Origin of the sequence: Pseudomonas sp. ADAK13, from assembly GCF_012935715.1 — a bacterium.
GTDB lineage: Bacteria > Pseudomonadota > Gammaproteobacteria > Pseudomonadales > Pseudomonadaceae > Aquipseudomonas.
Window position 1 is genome coordinate 3,747,257 of the sequence record NZ_CP052860.1, and the last position, 15,917, is coordinate 3,763,173.

At 59.7% G+C, this 15,917-nt stretch carries 19 protein-coding genes and 1 tRNA gene; 14 read left to right on the forward strand and 6 right to left on the reverse strand.

Annotation, left to right across the window (positions count from 1 at the left end; translation table 11 throughout):
- The first annotated feature begins 12 nt into the window (after positions 1-12).
- Positions 13-969 (forward strand): MucB/RseB C-terminal domain-containing protein, encoded by a 957-nt coding sequence (locus HKK54_RS17300; protein ID WP_169387315.1) that lies wholly within the window; start codon positions 13-15, stop codon positions 967-969.
- A 245-nt stretch (positions 970-1,214) separates the two neighbouring features.
- Complete coding sequence (locus HKK54_RS17305) at positions 1,215-2,654, forward strand: DegQ family serine endoprotease (protein WP_003211993.1); 1,440 nt, start codon at positions 1,215-1,217, stop codon at positions 2,652-2,654.
- Positions 2,655-2,721: 67 nt separating this feature from the next.
- Here the strand turns inward: HKK54_RS17305 and HKK54_RS17310 are convergent, their stop codons facing one another.
- Positions 2,722-4,155: a M48 family metalloprotease gene (locus HKK54_RS17310; RefSeq protein WP_010176586.1), complete on the reverse strand. Its 1,434-nt coding sequence runs from the start codon at positions 4,153-4,155 to the stop codon at positions 2,722-2,724.
- A 95-nt stretch (positions 4,156-4,250) separates the two neighbouring features.
- On the opposite strand from HKK54_RS17310, the gene HKK54_RS17315 reads away from it, so the two are divergent.
- Together HKK54_RS17315 and HKK54_RS17320 are read left to right on the forward strand one after the other, a co-directional pair.
- Positions 4,251-4,490: a sulfurtransferase TusA family protein gene (locus tag HKK54_RS17315; RefSeq protein ID WP_003211989.1), complete on the forward strand. Its 240-nt coding sequence runs from the start codon at positions 4,251-4,253 to the stop codon at positions 4,488-4,490.
- Between the two features lie 40 nt (positions 4,491-4,530).
- A complete protein-coding gene (locus HKK54_RS17320) occupies positions 4,531-5,601 on the forward strand; it encodes an AI-2E family transporter (RefSeq protein ID WP_169387316.1) in 1,071 nt (356 codons plus the stop codon).
- A gap of 132 nt (positions 5,602-5,733) precedes the next feature.
- Here HKK54_RS17320 and HKK54_RS17325 read toward each other — a convergent pair whose 3' ends face one another.
- Together HKK54_RS17325 and HKK54_RS17330 are read right to left on the reverse strand one after the other, a co-directional pair.
- Positions 5,734-6,207, reverse strand: coding sequence for a peroxiredoxin (locus tag HKK54_RS17325; protein WP_010176585.1), 474 nt, complete (start codon positions 6,205-6,207; stop codon positions 5,734-5,736).
- A gap of 10 nt (positions 6,208-6,217) precedes the next feature.
- Complete coding sequence (locus tag HKK54_RS17330) at positions 6,218-6,778, reverse strand: glycine cleavage system protein R (protein ID WP_003172487.1); 561 nt, start codon at positions 6,776-6,778, stop codon at positions 6,218-6,220.
- A gap of 261 nt (positions 6,779-7,039) precedes the next feature.
- Between HKK54_RS17330 and dapA the strand changes: the two genes are divergently transcribed.
- From dapA to HKK54_RS17355, 5 genes are all read left to right on the forward strand, one after another.
- Positions 7,040-7,918, forward strand: coding sequence for a 4-hydroxy-tetrahydrodipicolinate synthase (gene dapA / locus HKK54_RS17335; protein ID WP_010176584.1), 879 nt, complete (start codon positions 7,040-7,042; stop codon positions 7,916-7,918).
- A 17-nt stretch (positions 7,919-7,935) separates the two neighbouring features.
- Positions 7,936-9,051, forward strand: coding sequence for an outer membrane protein assembly factor BamC (bamC, locus tag HKK54_RS17340; RefSeq protein WP_010176583.1), 1,116 nt, complete (start codon positions 7,936-7,938; stop codon positions 9,049-9,051).
- A 4-nt stretch (positions 9,052-9,055) separates the two neighbouring features.
- On the forward strand, positions 9,056-9,814 hold the full coding sequence (locus HKK54_RS17345; protein ID WP_010176582.1) for an MBL fold metallo-hydrolase: 759 nt from the start codon (positions 9,056-9,058) through the stop codon (positions 9,812-9,814).
- Between the two features lie 28 nt (positions 9,815-9,842).
- Positions 9,843-10,556: a phosphoribosylaminoimidazolesuccinocarboxamide synthase gene (purC, locus tag HKK54_RS17350; protein WP_169387317.1), complete on the forward strand. Its 714-nt coding sequence runs from the start codon at positions 9,843-9,845 to the stop codon at positions 10,554-10,556.
- Positions 10,557-10,639: 83 nt separating this feature from the next.
- A tRNA-Ser gene (locus HKK54_RS17355) sits at positions 10,640-10,729 on the forward strand.
- Positions 10,730-10,785: 56 nt separating this feature from the next.
- Here HKK54_RS17355 and HKK54_RS17360 read toward each other — a convergent pair.
- Positions 10,786-11,157 carry a helix-turn-helix domain-containing protein gene (locus HKK54_RS17360; protein WP_010176581.1) on the reverse strand — a complete coding sequence of 124 codons (372 nt, stop codon included), beginning with the start codon at positions 11,155-11,157 and terminating at the stop codon, positions 10,786-10,788.
- A 3-nt stretch (positions 11,158-11,160) separates the two neighbouring features.
- Positions 11,161-11,463 (reverse strand): type II toxin-antitoxin system HigB family toxin, encoded by a 303-nt coding sequence (locus HKK54_RS17365; protein WP_010176580.1) that lies wholly within the window; start codon positions 11,461-11,463, stop codon positions 11,161-11,163.
- A 237-nt stretch (positions 11,464-11,700) separates the two neighbouring features.
- Between HKK54_RS17365 and HKK54_RS17370 the strand changes: the two genes are divergently transcribed.
- From HKK54_RS17370 to HKK54_RS17390, 5 genes are all read left to right on the forward strand, one after another.
- Positions 11,701-12,258 carry a cytochrome b gene (locus tag HKK54_RS17370; protein WP_169387318.1) on the forward strand — a complete coding sequence of 186 codons (558 nt, stop codon included), beginning with the start codon at positions 11,701-11,703 and terminating at the stop codon, positions 12,256-12,258.
- Between the two features lie 103 nt (positions 12,259-12,361).
- On the forward strand, positions 12,362-12,853 hold the full coding sequence (locus HKK54_RS17375) for a tetratricopeptide repeat protein (protein WP_169389298.1): 492 nt from the start codon (positions 12,362-12,364) through the stop codon (positions 12,851-12,853).
- Between the two features lie 58 nt (positions 12,854-12,911).
- Positions 12,912-13,409, forward strand: coding sequence for an RNA polymerase sigma factor (locus HKK54_RS17380; protein ID WP_010176577.1), 498 nt, complete (start codon positions 12,912-12,914; stop codon positions 13,407-13,409).
- Complete coding sequence (locus HKK54_RS17385; protein ID WP_169387319.1) at positions 13,406-14,173, forward strand: anti-sigma factor family protein; 768 nt, start codon at positions 13,406-13,408, stop codon at positions 14,171-14,173. The genes HKK54_RS17380 and HKK54_RS17385 overlap by 4 nt, the downstream gene beginning before the upstream one ends.
- Positions 14,174-14,277: 104 nt before the next feature.
- Positions 14,278-14,892, forward strand: coding sequence for a hypothetical protein (locus tag HKK54_RS17390; protein ID WP_169387320.1), 615 nt, complete (start codon positions 14,278-14,280; stop codon positions 14,890-14,892).
- Here the strand turns inward: HKK54_RS17390 and HKK54_RS17395 are convergent.
- The gene (locus HKK54_RS17395) at positions 14,882-15,904 is read right to left on the reverse strand and encodes an AraC family transcriptional regulator (protein WP_169387321.1); all 1,023 of its coding nucleotides are present in this window, start codon (positions 15,902-15,904) and stop codon (positions 14,882-14,884) included. The genes HKK54_RS17390 and HKK54_RS17395 overlap by 11 nt on opposite strands.
- Between the last annotated feature and the right edge of the window lie 13 nt (positions 15,905-15,917).

A 15,917-nucleotide genomic window follows, 5' to 3' on the forward strand; every position in this document is an offset into this window, starting at 1 on the left:
CCAAGGAGCTTTATGCGCGCCATACCGCTCCTTGCGTTGTTGCTCAGTGGCTGGTTTGCAGTCCCCGCCCATGCCGACGAAGCCCAAGACTGGCTTACGCGTCTTGGGCGGGCAGAGCAGCAACAAAGCTTTCAGGGCACCTTCATCTACGAGCGTAACGGTAGTTTTTCTACCCATGACATCTGGCATCGCGTCCAGAATGGTCAGGTCCGTGAGCGGCTTTTGCAGCTCGATGGTTCTGCCCAGGAAGTCCTGCGCGTTGATGGCCGTACCCAATGCGTGAGTGGCACGCTGGTTGCCGGACTTGGGGGCTCCCCCGATTCTCCTTCACGCACCCTTGATCCGCAAAAACTTAAAGCCTTCTACGAGCTTGCCGTTATCGGCAAATCGCGCGTGGCGGGTAGAAATGCGGTGATCGTCTCTGTGACTCCCCGGGATCAATACCGTTATGGCTTTGAGCTGCACCTGGACCGCGAAACCGCGCTGCCACTGAAGTCGTTATTGCTTAACGACCAGGGCCAGTTGCTGGAGCGATTCCAGTTCACCCGGCTCAATACGTCGATGCCTGATGATCGTGACCTGCAGCCCAGTGGCGAATGTACGCCTGTGGCTGTAACCAGCGCCAAGGCCCCGGAGGTCGAAGTTCCTCAGGATTGGCGCCTCGATTGGCTGCCGCCAGGCTTCCAGTTGGTCAACAGCAGCGCCCATAAAGATTCCCACACCAAGGTAATCGTCAGCAGTTTGATGTATGACGATGGCCTGGCACGTTTCTCAGTGTTTTTGGAGCCGCTCAACGGTGCGACCGTGACCGAGACTCGAACCCAGCTGGGCCCGACCGTCGCTGTATCACGGCGTCTCAATACCCTGGAAGGCGAGGTGATGGTGACTGTGGTCGGCGAAGTCCCGATTGGCACCGCCGAACGGATTGCGCTGTCTGTACGCAGCGGCACCACGCCCGCCAAGCCGTGAGTTGTTAATCCTATGTTCATCCTGATATTTCAATGTTGCGCAGGAGAAGGTCGATGCCTGCCTCTGTCGAGAGCATGAAATGTCTGGATCATTTTTTTCACTTGCTAAAATCCCCTATGTTTTTTATAGGTCAGTGCCTGCCGGCCCTGGCCTTGTTTTGTTCGCGGAACAAAAATGTCGGTCGCAGTTTTTTCGGCGTTTATTGAACCCTGTCGCTCAACCCTGCTCGTCGTAACGGGAGCTGTATGTCGATACCACGTTTGAAGTCTTACCTATCCATAGTCGCCACGGTGCTGGTGCTGGGTCAGGCCGTTACCGCGCAAGCGGCCGAGCTGCCTGACTTCACCCAACTGGTGGAGCAGGCGTCGCCTGCCGTGGTGAACATCAGTACTACGCAGAAGCTGCCGGATCGCAAAGTTTCCAACCAGCAGATGCCCGACCTGGAAGGCCTGCCGCCGATGCTGCGGGAGTTCTTCGAGCGTGGCATGCCCCAGCCGCGTACGCCGCGTGGCGGTGGTGGTGGCCAGCGCGAGGCCCAGTCCCTGGGTTCGGGTTTCATCATCTCGCCTGACGGCTACATCCTGACCAACAACCACGTGATTGCCGACGCTGACGAGATTCTTGTGCGCCTGGCTGACCGCAGCGAGCTGAAAGCCAAGCTGGTGGGCACCGACCCACGTTCTGACGTGGCCCTGCTGAAAATCGAAGGCAAGGACCTGCCGGTGCTCAAGCTGGGCAAATCCCAGGACCTGAAAGCCGGGCAATGGGTAGTCGCCATCGGTTCGCCGTTTGGTTTTGACCATACCGTGACCCAAGGCATCGTCAGCGCCATCGGTCGCAGCCTGCCAAACGAAAACTACGTACCGTTCATCCAGACCGACGTGCCGATCAACCCGGGTAACTCCGGTGGCCCTCTGTTCAACCTGGCGGGCGAAGTGGTCGGCATCAACTCGCAGATCTACACCCGTTCCGGTGGTTTCATGGGCGTGTCCTTTGCGATCCCAATCGACGTGGCCATGGACGTTTCCAACCAGCTGAAAACCGGTGGCAAAGTCAGCCGCGGCTGGCTGGGTGTGGTGATCCAGGAAGTTAACAAGGACCTGGCTGAATCCTTCGGTCTCGACAAGCCGGCCGGTGCCCTGGTCGCACAGATTCAGGACGATGGCCCGGCTGCCAAAGGCGGCTTGCAAGTCGGTGACGTGATTCTGAGCATGAACGGCCAGCCGATCGTCATGTCTGCAGACTTGCCGCACCTGGTGGGCGCGCTCAAGGCCGGCAGCAAGGCCAAGCTGGAAGTGATTCGCGACGGCAAGCGCCAGAACGTTGAGCTGACCGTTGGTGCGATCCCGGAAGAAGGCGCGGCGCTTGATGCGCTGGGTAACAGCAAGCCGGGTGCAGAGCGCAGCAGCAACCGCCTGGGCATCGCCGTGGTCGAGTTGACCGATGAGCAGAAGAAAAGCTTCGACCTCAAGAGTGGCGTAGTGATCAAGGAAGTCCAGGACGGTCCTGCCTCCCTGATCGGCCTGCAGCCGGGTGATGTCATTACTCACCTGAACAACCAGGCTATCAACTCCACCAAAGAGTTCACCGACATCGCCAAGGCGCTGCCGAAGAACCGCTCGGTGTCGATGCGCGTCCTGCGTCAGGGGCGCGCCAGCTTCATTACCTTCAAACTGGCCGAGTAATCCGCTAGTCCAATAAAAAGCCCCGCTCTCGATGCACGAGAGCGGGGCTTTTTTGTGGCTGTAAGGTTTAGCCCATCATGTCTTTGATCATGCGTTCCTGATCGATCAGTTCACGTTGGCGTGCATCGATACGTGACGAAAGCGGGAAGTTGCTGCCAGCGCGACGCTTGGCGAAGTCCAGTTGTTGAATAGCCTGCTTGAAGTCCCCTACCAGCGCGAAGTACTCGGCGCGGGCCTGATGCAGGCCGATGATATTGCCCGACAACCCCCGGGTTTCCGCGACCTGATACCAGACGTCCGGATCGTCGGTGCGTGATTTAAGCAGGCCTTCGAGGGCTTTTTCCGCGTCAGCGGTGCGGCTTTGCTTGAGCAGCAGATCCACCCGAACCTGATTCAGCGGGTAGTTGCCTGGATATTGCGTCAACATCCGGTCCGTACGCTGCTGGGCATCCGGCAGGCGATTGTTGCTCATGTCCAACTCGATCTGCGCCAGGTTGTAGGTGATGTCGTTGGGCGCCTTGGCCAGCAGCGGCTTCAGGTTTTCCCGGGCCAGGTTGAATTGCGCACCTTTGATCTGGGCGATGGCGAGGCCATAACGCGCCACATCGTTTTTCGGGTTTTCATCCAGCTGAGCCTGGAAGCGTTTGGCTGCCAGGCCCGGAGTGTCTTCGTAATACAACTGCACACGAGCGCGGATCAGTTGGTAGCGCAGGCTGTCCTCAATACCGCCCGGCTTGGCTTGCTCCGCGCGGTTGCGGGTGTCTGCGATCCGCGATTCGGTGACCGGGTGAGTCAGCAGGAATTCTGGCGGCTTGGCGTCAAAGCGGTACTGGCGCATCAAGCGCTCAAACATGGTCGGCATGGAGCGCGGGTCGTAGCCGGCCTTCTCCAGGTTGAGGATGCCGATACGGTCAGCCTCTTGCTCGTTTTGCCGGGAAAAGCGACGTTGTTCCTGGATGGCGGCGGCCTGGCTGCCGGCAATCGCGGCAATGCCCGCATCGCCTGCACCCGCGGCAGCGGCAATGATGCCGCCGAGCAGCGCAGCCATCATCGGGATTTGCATGCGTTGCTGCGCTTCCACGCCCCGGGCGAAGTGGCGTTGGGACAAGTGAGCCAGTTCGTGAGCCAGCACAGAGGCATATTCGCCTTCGGTCTGGGCATTGAGAAACAGGCCGCCGTTGACCCCGACGATGCCGCCTGGTGCGGCAAACGCGTTGAGTTGCGGGCTGTTGATCAGAATGAATTCCAGGCGCCGGTCATTGACCTGGCTGGTCTCCACCAGTTTGTAAACGCTGGTTTCGACGTAATCCTTGAGTTGCGGGTCGTTGAGTTGCGAGACCTGGCCACGCAGGTAGGCGAGCCATGCCCGACCCAAATCGTATTCCTGTTTTGGCGAGACAATGGCAGAACTGGCGTCGCCAAGTGACGGCAGGTCGTCGGCGAAGCCTGGAGAGGCAAGCAGGCAAGCCAGCGTCAGCAGGGTAGGGCGCAAAAAAGTCATGCACAAAGCCTTTCGACAAAGAGCTTACTGTAGCCGGACACTGAGCTTCGGACCAGATATTCTAAGCGCCCCCGACGCCCACCCGGAGCAAAACCATGACCGACGCTGTAGCCTTCGATGCCGAACTGGATGCCAGTGGCCTTAACTGTCCGCTGCCCTTGCTCAAGGCCAAGCTGGAACTCAACCGGCTGGCCAGCGGCGCGGTGCTCAAGGTGATCGCCACAGACGCGGGTTCCCAGCGGGATTTCCGTACATTTGCCAAGCTGGCCGGCCACACCCTGTTGCATGAAGAAGACGAAGCGGGCGTCTATCGTTACTGGTTGCGCAAGGCCTGAATCGCTTGAATGTGCTGTCCTTATCGCCTGAGGTTTATTGATGTTCAAAGTGTTACGTGACTGGATTCAGCGCTACTTCTCCGACGAAGAAGCCGTGGTGCTGGCCGTCCTGCTGTTTCTCGCCTTTACGGCCGTGCTCACCTTGGGCGGCATGTTGGCGCCAGTACTGGCGGGGATGGTGCTGGCGTACCTGATGCAAGGCCTGGTCTCCATTCTGGAGCGCCTGCGCTTGCCAGGTGGGGCAGCGGTGGGCCTGGTGTTTGCCTTGTTCATGGGGCTGTTACTGGTGTTTATCGTGATCGTGGTGCCTTTGTTGTGGCATCAGTTGATCACCTTGTTCAACGAGCTGCCGGGCATGCTCGTCAAGTGGCAGTCGCTGCTCTTGCTGTTGCCCGAGCGCTATCCGCACCTGGTGTCGGACGAGCAGGTATTGCAGGCGATTGAAGTGGCGCGCGGCGAAATCGGAAAGTTTGGACAATGGGCGCTGACCTTTTCCCTTTCGAGCTTGCCACTGTTGGTCAACATCATGATCTACCTGGTGTTGGTGCCGATCCTGGTGTTTTTCTTCCTCAAGGACCGCGAGATGATCGGTCGTTGGGTGCGCGGCTACCTGCCGCGTGAACGGGCGTTGATTACCCGGGTCGCCGAGGAAATGAACCGGCAGATTGCCAACTACATCCGTGGCAAGGTCATCGAGATCTTCATCTGCGGTGGGGTCACCTACATCGGCTTTGTCGCACTGGGGCTGAACTATGCAGCCCTGCTGGCGCTGCTGGTCGGCGTTTCAGTGGTGGTGCCCTATGTTGGCGCGGTGGTGGTGACGGTGCCGGTGATGCTGATCGCGCTGTTCCAGTGGGGCTGGAGTGATCAGTTCATCTACCTCATGGCGGTGTACGGCATTATCCAGGTGCTGGATGGCAACGTGCTGGTGCCATTGCTGTTCTCCGAGGCGGTGAACCTGCATCCGGTGGCGATCATCTGTGCGGTGTTGTTGTTTGGCGGGTTGTGGGGCTTCTGGGGGGTATTCTTTGCGATTCCCCTGGCGACGCTGTTCAAGGCGGTGCTGGATGCCTGGCCGCGGCAGGAGCCTGTTGTAGCGCCATTACTCTGATAGTTGTGGTGCCGGTGCAGGGCTCATCGCGGGCAAGCCCGGCTCCCACATTGACTGAGTTGTGATGTCGAACAACGATCACATGTGGGAGCTGGCTTGCCTGCGATAGCTATTCCAACGCCAGCAAGTGAATCAAGCTTTGTTCAGCGCTTGCGCCGCTGCTAATACAGCGTCCACATGGCCGGGCACTTTCACACCACGCCATTCCTGGCGCAGCACGCCATCCTTGTCGATCAGGAAGGTGCTGCGATCAACGCCCAGGTATTCCTTGCCATACAGCTTCTTCAGCTTGATCACATCAAACAGCTGGCAAACCGCTTCGTCCTTGTCGCTGATCAGCTCAAAGGGGAATGCCTGCTTGGCCTTGAAGTTCTCGTGGGACTTCACGCTGTCCCGGGACACGCCAAACACCACGGTGTTGGCGGCCTCGAACGCTGCGTGCTGGTCACGAAAGCCCTGGCCTTCGGTGGTGCAGCCCGGGGTGCTGTCTTTCGGGTAGAAGTAGATCACCACTTGCTTGCCCTTGAGCCCGGCGAGGCTGAAGGTCTGCCCGCTGGTGGCCTGGGCTTCGAAGTCGGCTACCGGTTTGTCGATGACTACTGCCATGAAAACTTCCTTACATTGGGTTCTGTGGGCGCCATGGCTCGATCAGTGCGTCGAGGTTCAGGGCATCGGCGAAATCCAGGAACTGGTCGCGCAGCCAACTGATCTGCACGCCGGCCGGCAAGGTCACGGTAAAGGTGGCGTTGAGCATGGTGCCGCCGGTCTGCGGGGCCTGATAGGTGTCGCAGGTCAGGTTTTCCAGTTCGACGTTGTGGTCGATAAAGAACTGGCACAGCTCGTTGACGATGTCCGAGCGGTAGGCCGAGCTGACATAGGCAACGTAGGGCAGGGCCTGAGGACGGTTCTCCAGGGCCGCACTGCGCACCACGTTGACCGTGAAGTCATGCTTCTTGGCCAAGCCCGGCAAGCCGGTCTCGAGGCGGGCCAGGGCATCCCAGGTTCCGGAAATCTGCAGGACCAGCGCGCTGCACTCGCCATGGCGGGTCAGGCGGGAGGTCACGACGGCGCAGCGGTTTTCATGGCTGGCGCGGCACAGGACGTTAGTCAGCTCCATGGGGTTGGCGCCAAGGGCACTGATGACAAGGAATTGTTCGCGGACTGTGGGGGTGGACATGCAGCCTTCCTAAAGCGATGAGCGGTCGATACGATGAAAGCGGTATCAATCAAAGGATGAAGGGTAGCGAAAACCATCGCCAAGGGCTAGGAGGTGGCGTTTTCATTACGTAATCAGCTTCATCAAACCCTGCTTTGGCCCAATGATGGCGTTGCTGCGAACTAAGTTGATCCAGAACGCATCCTCAGACGGTACTTCGCTTGTACAAGCATCTTGGCGCCAGTACCATTACCGCTCTCTTTTTCCGGCAGGAGCGGTTGCATGATTGCGGGCAGTATGGTGGCACTGGTCACACCCATGGATGCACAAGGTAATCTCGACTGGGACAGCCTGGGCAAACTGGTGGACTTCCACCTGCAAGAGGGCACCAACGCCATCGTGGCGGTCGGCACCACAGGTGAATCGGCCACGCTTGATGTGGAAGAACACATCGAAGTGATCGAGTTCGTGGTCAAGCGCGTTGCAGGGCGTATCGCTGTGATCGCCGGCACGGGCGCCAATTCGACCCGCGAAGCGATCGAATTGACCCGCAACGCCAAGAAAGCCGGCGCCGACGCCTGCCTGCTGGTGACGCCGTACTACAACAAGCCGACCCAGGAAGGCCTGTACCTGCACTTCCGCGCCATTGCCGAAGCGGTCGACATCCCGCAGATCCTCTACAACGTACCCGGTCGCACCGCCTGCGACATGAAAGCCGAGACCGTGATCCGCCTGTCCACCGTACCGAACATCATTGGTATCAAGGAAGCCACCGGTGACCTGCAACGCGCCAAGGACATCCTGGCCGGCGTCAGCAGCGACTTCCTGGTGTATTCCGGTGACGACGCCACTGCTGTCGAACTGATCCTGCTGGGCGGCAAAGGCAACATCTCGGTGACTGCCAACGTCGCACCGCGCGCCATGAGCGAGCTGTGTGCCGCTGCCATTGCCGGTGATGCGGTCAAGGCCCGGGCGATCCACGAGCAATTGGCACCGCTCAACAAAACCCTGTTTATCGAATCCAACCCTATCCCCGTGAAATGGGCGCTGCATGAGATGGGCCTGATGCCGGACGGTATCCGTCTGCCGCTCACCTGGCTCAGCGAAGCCTGTCACGAACCGCTGCGACAGGCCCTGCGCCAGTCCGGCGTCCTGGTTTAATTGAGGAAGCACTACGCATGAAGCGATTGGCCGGACTTTCCGCACTTGCCTTGATTATCTCCAGCACCAGTGGCTGCGGTTGGATCTGGGGCCCGGAAGGCTACTTCCGCGACCGCGGTAGCGATTACCTGGAAGCCCAACAAACCGCCCCGATGAAATTGCCGTCGGACGTCAATGTCGCCAAGCGCCTTGACCCGTTGCTGCCGATCCCGCGCAACGTAGCCGACGACACCTTCAAAGGTGAATACGAAGTGCCGCGTCCACAGCCGCTGTCGGCCGTGGCCGATGCCAGCGACTACAGCCTGCAGAAGAGCGGCGACACCCGTTGGGTCATGGCCCAGCGCCCACCTGCCGAAGTCTGGCCAGTGGCCGTGCAGTTCTTCCAGGACAACGGTTTCCGCATTGACGAGCAACGCCCGCAGACCGGTGAATTCACCACCGCGTGGCAGCACACCAGCGAACTGTCGGCCTCCATGGCCAAGCGCCTGCAAGCCGGCGGCGTAGCCAATGACAGCGAAGCCCGCATCCGCGTGCGTATCGAGCCAGGCGTGCAACGCAACACCAGTGAAGTCTACGTGGTCAGCGCCGAGCGTCCTGCCGGCAGCACCGCCAACGTCGACTTCACCCCGCGCTCGGTCAACACCGGCGTGGACGCTGCCCTGGTCGACGAAATGCTCGCCAGCATGAGCCGTATCTCCGAGAAGGGCGGTTCCGTCTCCCTGCTCGCCGCCGGCAGCTTTGACACACCAAGCCGAGTCAGCCTCAGCGAAGACGGCAGCGGCAACGTCGTGCTCAACCTGGGTGAAGACCTGGACCGTGCCTGGTCGAGTGTCGGCCGCGCGCTGGAACATGGCGAATGGCGCGTTGAAGACATCAACCGCAGCCTGGGCCTGTACTACATCAACCTGGCCGAAAAAGCCGAGAAGAAAGACGACGAGCCAGGTTTCTTCAGCAAGTTGTTCGGCAGCAAGCCGACCAAGGAAGAGATCGAGACCCGCGCCGAGCGTTACCAGGTTCGTTTGAGCAAGGTTGGCGACAGCGTGCAAGTCACCGTCGAGAAAAACATCAATACTGTGGCGCCGGCTGATGTGGCGCGCAAAGTGTTGGGCGTGATTCAGGACAACCTGGGCTGATCCGATGCGTTTTGCCGTTCTCGGCAGCGGTAGCCAAGGGAACGGCACGCTTGTAGCCCACGACGACACGTACGTCCTGGTGGATTGTGGTTTCTCCTTGCGGGAAACCGAGCGGCGCCTGCTGCGCCTGGGGGTTCACCCCTCGCAGCTGAGTGCGATTCTGGTGACCCACGAACATGCCGACCACGTGCATGGCGTGGGTTTGCTGTCTCGGCGCTACAATCTTCCGGTGTACCTGAGCCGCGGTACCTTGCGCGGGATGCGCAAACCGATTGAACCCGCGGGTTTGCTGGCTGGTGGCGAGCAATTGCAGGTCGGTGCCTTGAGCATCGATGTAGTTGCCGTGGCCCACGATGCCCAGGAACCGACGCAATACGTATTCAGTGACGGTGAACGGCGCTTCGGCCTGCTCACCGACCTGGGTTCCTACTGCGCCAAGGTGCTGGACGGTTACCGCGACCTCGATGCATTGATGATCGAGTCCAACCACTGCCGTGACCTGCTTGCGCGGGGTCACTACCCGGCCTTTCTCAAGCGGCGGGTCGGCGGGCAGTTTGGACATTTGAACAACCACCAGGCGGCGTACCTGGTGTATGAGTTGGGCTGGCAAGACCTGCAACACCTGGTCCTGGCCCACCTGAGCAGCAAGAACAACCTGCCGCAGCTGGCCCGGCAATGTTTTGTCGACACCCTTGGGTGCGACCCGGACTGGCTGCAACTGGCCGATCAAGATTCAGGGCTCGACTGGCGACACATCGCCTAGCCCACCTACTTAGCAAGCGGAGCCCATCATGGAAAAACGTGAAGAACTCTACCGCGGCAAAGCCAAATCGGTTTACAAGACCGACGACGCCAACCGCTTGATCCTGCTGTTTCGCAACGACACCTCGGCGTTCGACGGCAAGCGCATTGAACAGCTCGACCGCAAAGGCATGGTGAACAACAAGTTCAACGCCTTCATCATGCAGAAACTCGAGTCGGCCGGCATTCCGACCCAATTCGACAAACTGCTGGGCGACAACGAATGCCTGGTGAAAAAGCTCGACATGATCCCGGTCGAGTGCGTCGTACGTAACTACGCCGCCGGCAGCCTGGTGAAGCGTCTGGGCGTGGAGGAGGGCCTCAAGCTCAATCCTTACACCTTCGAACTGTTCCTGAAGGACGACGCCAAGGGCGACCCGTTCATCAACGAATCCCACGTGGTGGCATTCGGTTGGGGCACCGCTGAGCAACTGGCTCGCATGAAAGAACTGTCGCTGAAGGTCAACGACGTCCTGAGCAAACTGTTCGACGACGCCGGCCTGCTGCTGGTGGACTTCAAACTGGAATTTGGTGTGTTCCACGACGGCTCCATCGTCCTGGGCGACGAATTCAGCCCGGACGGCTGCCGCCTGTGGGACAAAGACACCCGCAAGAAGATGGACAAAGACCGCTTCCGCCAGGGCCTCGGTGACGTCATCGAAGCCTACGAAGAAGTCGCCAACCGTCTTGGCGTACCGCTGTAATCGACGCAAGCATCTGATAGCACGGAAAAAAATCGCTTAGGCGCTTTGCTTCCACGAAACAGGCTGTTATGATGCGCGCCGTTGGAGAGATGCCAGAGTGGCCGAATGGGACGGATTCGAAATCCGTTGTACCTTCACCGGTACCTAGGGTTCGAATCCCTATCTCTCCGCCATTACATAGAAAAAGCCCCGTAGTTGAATAAACTACGGGGCTTTTTCGTTTCTGATCTCAAGCAATCTTTACTGGCTTTATCAGGCTTTCTGCCGGAATCCCAAACATCTCATGCAACTTCCAAATCATCGGCAGCGTAAGAGCCCGCTTTCCGTTCAGTACCTCATAAACCCGATTCTGTCGGCCAATAGCAGGTACCAGGTCAGCTGCCGATAGCCCCGACTGCTCCATTCTGAAACGGATGGCATCCACCGGGTTGGGCAAATCCACCGGGAAGTGCTTCGCTTCGTAGACTTCAATTAGCGTAATCATCACATCAAGATAGTCGCCTTCAGGTGTGCCGGGTTCAGGCTCATTGTCGAACAAGGGCGATACAGCCTTCAGCGCGTCCCGGTAGTCTTGCTCGGTGTGGATAGGGCGAATATTCATGGCTTATTCCATTTCAACGGTATCGGCATCAATGACGTCGTACTGCTTATGCGTACCGACGAATTTGATATAGAGGGCGCCGTAGCGATAAGCCACGGCAGCCACGAGCCGATAGTCGTTACCTCTGATGTTGAACACGACCCTGCGGCTTTTTAGAACACTGGCGTGACGAAACTGAGCCTTGATATCAGCCGGGGTCTTCCAGTCTGATTTTTTGACCTCATCAATCCAGGCGAGGAATGATTGCTCTGCATCCGGGCGTTTTTGCCAAAAGGTCTTTAGTTGGCTGACAGCGACAATTCTCATTAAAGATCCTAGTCCCAGCATGGGACTTGTTCAAGTGCGTTTCATCCGATGGGTGATGTTCAGATAAGCCGTAAGTCCCATAAAACGCGAAGTGGCAGGCGAGTGATTTGGTTTCTGGGTGTTTTCCTCCCAGCCCAAGAAGCGTTGTATTCGGTCGCGCTCACATAAACTTTCACTCACGACCGAATAACTCCCCCCACTGCGGTGTTCACCACACAGACCACCCAGGAAACGCCCATGAACATCCCCACCGACCGCTACGATCGCCTGACCCGCACCTTCCACTGGCTTACCGCTGCTCTGGTGATCTTCATGTTCGCCAGCGCCCACATCTGGGGAAACCTGGAAAAAGGCACGCCACTGCGCAAAGGCCTGCAATCCGTGCATATCTCACTGGGTATCGCGATGGCGGTGCTGATTGCTGCACGTATCCTCTGGCGCCTGTTCGGCGGCAATCATCCAAAGGCCGACACGCACCCGGCGCTGAACGTGGCCGCCAAAATCGCCCACGGCTGTCTATACCTGTTATTACTCACGCAGGTCATCCTCGGCTTCCTGTTCCGCTGGGCCCAGGGCGAGCCCTTCAACTTTTTTGGACTGTTCCCGGTGCCTGCGCCGTTTGTGATCGATCACGAATTGCGGGGCACCCTGGCTGGCCTGCACAACAACGTCGCCTGGGCGATCATCGTGCTCGCGGGGCTGCATGCCTGTGCCGCGCTGTGGCATCACTACATCCAGCGCGACAGCACGCTGCGCCGCATGCTGCCCGGCCCTCGGGGCGATCTTCAACACTGAGTTTGCTGCGGTACTTTCCCTATCGTTACGGAGCATGAACGCCATGAAGAGTCGCCACGAACACGTCGTTGGTTATCGCACTGCCTTGTTCTTCGGAACCTGTATGGCCGCCGCGCTACTGGCCGGCCAGGTCCACGCTTCCGGTGACGAATCGGCGCCGCCCAAGCCCAACTGCCCCAAAGGCCAGGTCTGGGATACCAAGACCCGCAAGTGCGTATTGCAGACAAGCAAGGCCACCTCGGACGCCGACCGCACCGATTACGCCTATCGCCTGGCCAAGGACGGGCGCTACGAAGAAGCCCTGTCACTGCTCGACACTCTGCAAAACCCGAACACGGCCAAGGCCCTGAACTACCGCGGCTACGCCACCCGCAAGTTGGGTCGCACCGATGAAGGGATCAGCTACTACCTGAAATCCGTGGCGCTGGACCCCAACTACGCCCAGGTGCGCGAATACCTCGGCGAGGCTTATGTGATCAAGGGCCGTGTAGACCTGGCCCAGGAGCAACTGGTGAAAATCAAAGCCTTGTGCAGCACCACTTGCGAAGAGTACGAAGACCTGGCCGAAGCCATCGCCGCCGCACCTCAGGCTTGACGCGTGAGCGAAACGACAGGAGACCGCCATCACCCAAGACGCTGAGTTGCGCCGTGAGTTGAGCTTGCTGTTGCCACGTTTATGGCGATACGGCTTGGTGCTGTCGCGACAAAAGCATGTGGCGGATGACCTGGTGCAAGCCACCTGCGTGCGTGCGCTGGAGCGTGCGGGCCAGTTTGTGGCCGGCACGCGGCTCGACCGCTGGTTGCTGACGATCATGCATACGATCTGGCTTAACGAACTGCGCTCGCAGCGCGTACGACAGGGCCAGGGATTTGTCGACGCGGAGGAGGAGTTGTCGTTCGACGGCGAAACCCAGGCTCAGGACCAGGTGCTGGCCGCGCAGGTCATCAAACGCGTCAATGCGCTACCCGAAGCCCAGCGGGAGACGGTGTTCCTGGCCTACGTCGAAGGGCTTTCATACAAGGAAATTGCCGAGGTCCTGCACATCCCCGTGGGAACGGTGATGAGCCGGCTGGCTGCTGCGCGCTTGAGGTTGGCTGAAACGGCGCACTCAAGCGGCCTGCTGGATAAATCGAGCGGAGAACGACGATGACTCAACAGACCCTACCGTCGGATGAACTGCTGGTGGCTTATCTCGACGGTGAGCTGGACCCCGAGCGGTGCCAGCTTATCGATAACCTGCTGGGGATCGATCCCGCCGTGACGGCCCGCGTCGAGCAGCTCAAGCGCGGGCAGTTGTCGTTCAAATCAGCGTTCGATTCGGTTCTCGACCAAGCCCCTGCCGAGCGTTTGCAGGCGATGCTCGACGCCTTGCCGCCGGCACACACACCGGCCCTGAGTCGACGCAGGTTTCTCGCGGTAGCGGCAAGCTTTGCGGTGGCCGGTGTGGTCGCTGATCGACTGTTCATGGCATGGCCCCGGCCTGAGCCTGGTTCGGGCTGGCGCACCTCGGTCGCCGAATACATGGCGCTGTATACGCCCCGGACCCTGGAGAACCTCAGCGCCGACCCTGACTCCCATCTTGCTCAACTGAATTCGGTAGGGCGCCAACTCGGCCTGCCGCTGAGCCCTGAGGCAATCAGCCTGCCGGGCGCCGAGTTCAGGCGCGCACAAATCCTCGATTATGACGGTGTACTGATCGGCCAATTGACCTACCTCGACCCGCGCCACGGTCCTTTGGCGCTGTGCATCACGGCGGCGAAAAAGGGCGCCGCGCCCATGGCCACTGAGCAGCGCCGTGGTATGAACGTGGTGTTTTGGTCCAGCCCAACCCATGCGTTCATGTTGATTGGCAGAAACCCGTTTGAAGATTTGCAGATCATGGCGCGCAGTGCTGAAAAGACCCTGGCCGTATAGTCACCGGGGTGGAATAAACCCGGCCCCCTGACTGTTCACCAATGTACCTGTCCGAATCTGGCGTCCTGTTGATTCGGGTTTATCGATTGGTGAGGGAGAGGCCCATGCTGGTATACCGAGACACACTCAAAGAAGCGCTTCCGCTTCGTGAGCGCCCAGGTGCGATTGGCTTGGTACTGAGCCTGGAGGGCGCGCGGTACTACGTGTTCATCAGCCGGCAATCGCGCGAGCAAGTTGCCAACAGTGCCGTGGGCAACAAATTGAAACTGCATGCGCAGCTGTTAAAAAGGACGCTGACCGCGTCTGAGCATCAGGATTCGTATCGGTCGATGTTGCCGGTCGCCCAGGCCTTGGTGGCGCAGCGCGGGGTAGACGTCGAAAGCCGACACGCAGAAGAGTTGTTGATCGAGCATTTCGACGAGTGCGTGCAAAACTTCGTCAGCCTGCGCGGCCGGCCGCCGGCCAAAGCCGAGGTATTCCTGTCCCACTGTCCCTGCCAGTCGAAGGACCCCGGCGCCAGCCCGGCGCGCATGTTGGCGGGCACGTTCTACGAGGCCACCTGCAAGGCCAAGCTGATGAAGTTCTGCACCACGGGCAACCGGGCGGCGATGTCGTGGAAGGTCTACTACCAATTCGATATTGGCTCGTCAAAGCTCGACATCAACGAGCACCTCAACAACCTGACCCTGTGCAAGCAGCCGGCGTTTATCAACACGTAGGGGCTTGCAGCGCCCGCCACCGAGCCGGCGTCGTGCCTTCCCAGGAGCGAAACGCCCGATAAAACGAGTTGGTGTCTTCATAGCCGACCAGGCAGGCGATCTCGTCTATTTCGATAGACGGCTCAGTGAGCAAATGGCGCACCACTTCCTTGCGGGTCTCCAGCATCAGTTGCCGAAAACTGCTGCCGGCCTCGGTAATGCGCCGCTGCAATGTGCGTTCGCTCATGCCCAATTCCCGTGCGACTTCGATCATCTCGGGGCGGCCACTGGCCAGAATGCGTTTGAGGGTGATCTTGACTTGATGGCAGATGCTGGCCGGTGCCGATGCTTCGGCCAGCGCCGCCACCAGGCCCGGGTTCAGCATGTCCAGCATTTGCGGATTGTATCCAGGAAACGGGCGATCCAGATCCGCGGCATCCAGCACCAGCGCATTGCGCTCGGCACCAAAGCGCACGGGGCAGCCGAAAAAATCCGCCAGTACGGTGCTGCCGTCGTCCGGGCGCGCCAGTTCAACGTTCAGAGGAGTGATCTGCGCCCGTGAACCCCGCCGGCCCAACTCCACAAACGTGGCAAACGCCGCGTCCACCAACAGCGGTGGTGGCGGCTCAGGCGTGTGCAGCCATTCGATGGTCACCGTGCACCTGCGGCCATCCTCGCAAACCAGCAGGCGCTCAGGCGTGCACAGTTGCTTGAAGCGGGCGAGGCGGTGCAGGCCATCCCGATAATCCCGGGCGATAAAGGCGGCAAAGCTGGACGGTGGAAGCGCGGTGACCTCAAGGCGGGTCATCAGCAGGATTCCGACGGCCGGATCAGGGTTGAGCGCCCGCACCGCCTCCCACAGGCGAAAGAACTCCAGCGTCGTCACCTGCCGCCGGTCGCGCCGCTCGCGGATATGCAGGGTCATGGGTAAGCGCGCCTGACGCAACACCACCGATGGCTCCAGCCCGACGCTCTTCAGGGCCAGCCAAAACACGTCCGGTATGTTGAAACGGGGTTGTGTCGCGTCAGGCATGCAGCACCTTCTT

Bases quoted from the DNA above. Each gene is read 5' to 3' on its own strand.
- HKK54_RS17305 (WP_003211993.1), top strand. From the start codon at position 1,215: ATGTCGATACCACGTTTGAAGTCTTACCTATCCATAGTCGCCACGGTG.
- dapA (WP_010176584.1), top strand. From the start codon at position 7,040: ATGATTGCGGGCAGTATGGTGGCACTGGTCACACCCATGGATGCACAA.
- HKK54_RS17320 (WP_169387316.1), top strand. From the start codon at position 4,531: ATGTTCAAAGTGTTACGTGACTGGATTCAGCGCTACTTCTCCGACGAA.
- bamC (WP_010176583.1), top strand. From the start codon at position 7,936: ATGAAGCGATTGGCCGGACTTTCCGCACTTGCCTTGATTATCTCCAGC.
- HKK54_RS17360 (WP_010176581.1), bottom strand. From the start codon at position 11,157: ATGAATATTCGCCCTATCCACACCGAGCAAGACTACCGGGACGCGCTG.
- HKK54_RS17375 (WP_169389298.1), top strand. From the start codon at position 12,362: ATGGCCGCCGCGCTACTGGCCGGCCAGGTCCACGCTTCCGGTGACGAA.
- HKK54_RS17365 (WP_010176580.1), bottom strand. From the start codon at position 11,463: ATGAGAATTGTCGCTGTCAGCCAACTAAAGACCTTTTGGCAAAAACGC.
- HKK54_RS17330 (WP_003172487.1), bottom strand. From the start codon at position 6,778: ATGTCCACCCCCACAGTCCGCGAACAATTCCTTGTCATCAGTGCCCTT.
- HKK54_RS17300 (WP_169387315.1), top strand. From the start codon at position 13: ATGCGCGCCATACCGCTCCTTGCGTTGTTGCTCAGTGGCTGGTTTGCA.
- HKK54_RS17385 (WP_169387319.1), top strand. From the start codon at position 13,406: ATGACTCAACAGACCCTACCGTCGGATGAACTGCTGGTGGCTTATCTC.
- HKK54_RS17345 (WP_010176582.1), top strand. From the start codon at position 9,056: ATGCGTTTTGCCGTTCTCGGCAGCGGTAGCCAAGGGAACGGCACGCTT.
- HKK54_RS17310 (WP_010176586.1), bottom strand. From the start codon at position 4,155: ATGACTTTTTTGCGCCCTACCCTGCTGACGCTGGCTTGCCTGCTTGCC.
- HKK54_RS17370 (WP_169387318.1), top strand. From the start codon at position 11,701: ATGAACATCCCCACCGACCGCTACGATCGCCTGACCCGCACCTTCCAC.
- HKK54_RS17315 (WP_003211989.1), top strand. From the start codon at position 4,251: ATGACCGACGCTGTAGCCTTCGATGCCGAACTGGATGCCAGTGGCCTT.
- HKK54_RS17395 (WP_169387321.1), bottom strand. From the start codon at position 15,904: ATGCCTGACGCGACACAACCCCGTTTCAACATACCGGACGTGTTTTGG.
- HKK54_RS17390 (WP_169387320.1), top strand. From the start codon at position 14,278: ATGCTGGTATACCGAGACACACTCAAAGAAGCGCTTCCGCTTCGTGAG.
- HKK54_RS17325 (WP_010176585.1), bottom strand. From the start codon at position 6,207: ATGGCAGTAGTCATCGACAAACCGGTAGCCGACTTCGAAGCCCAGGCC.
- purC (WP_169387317.1), top strand. From the start codon at position 9,843: ATGGAAAAACGTGAAGAACTCTACCGCGGCAAAGCCAAATCGGTTTAC.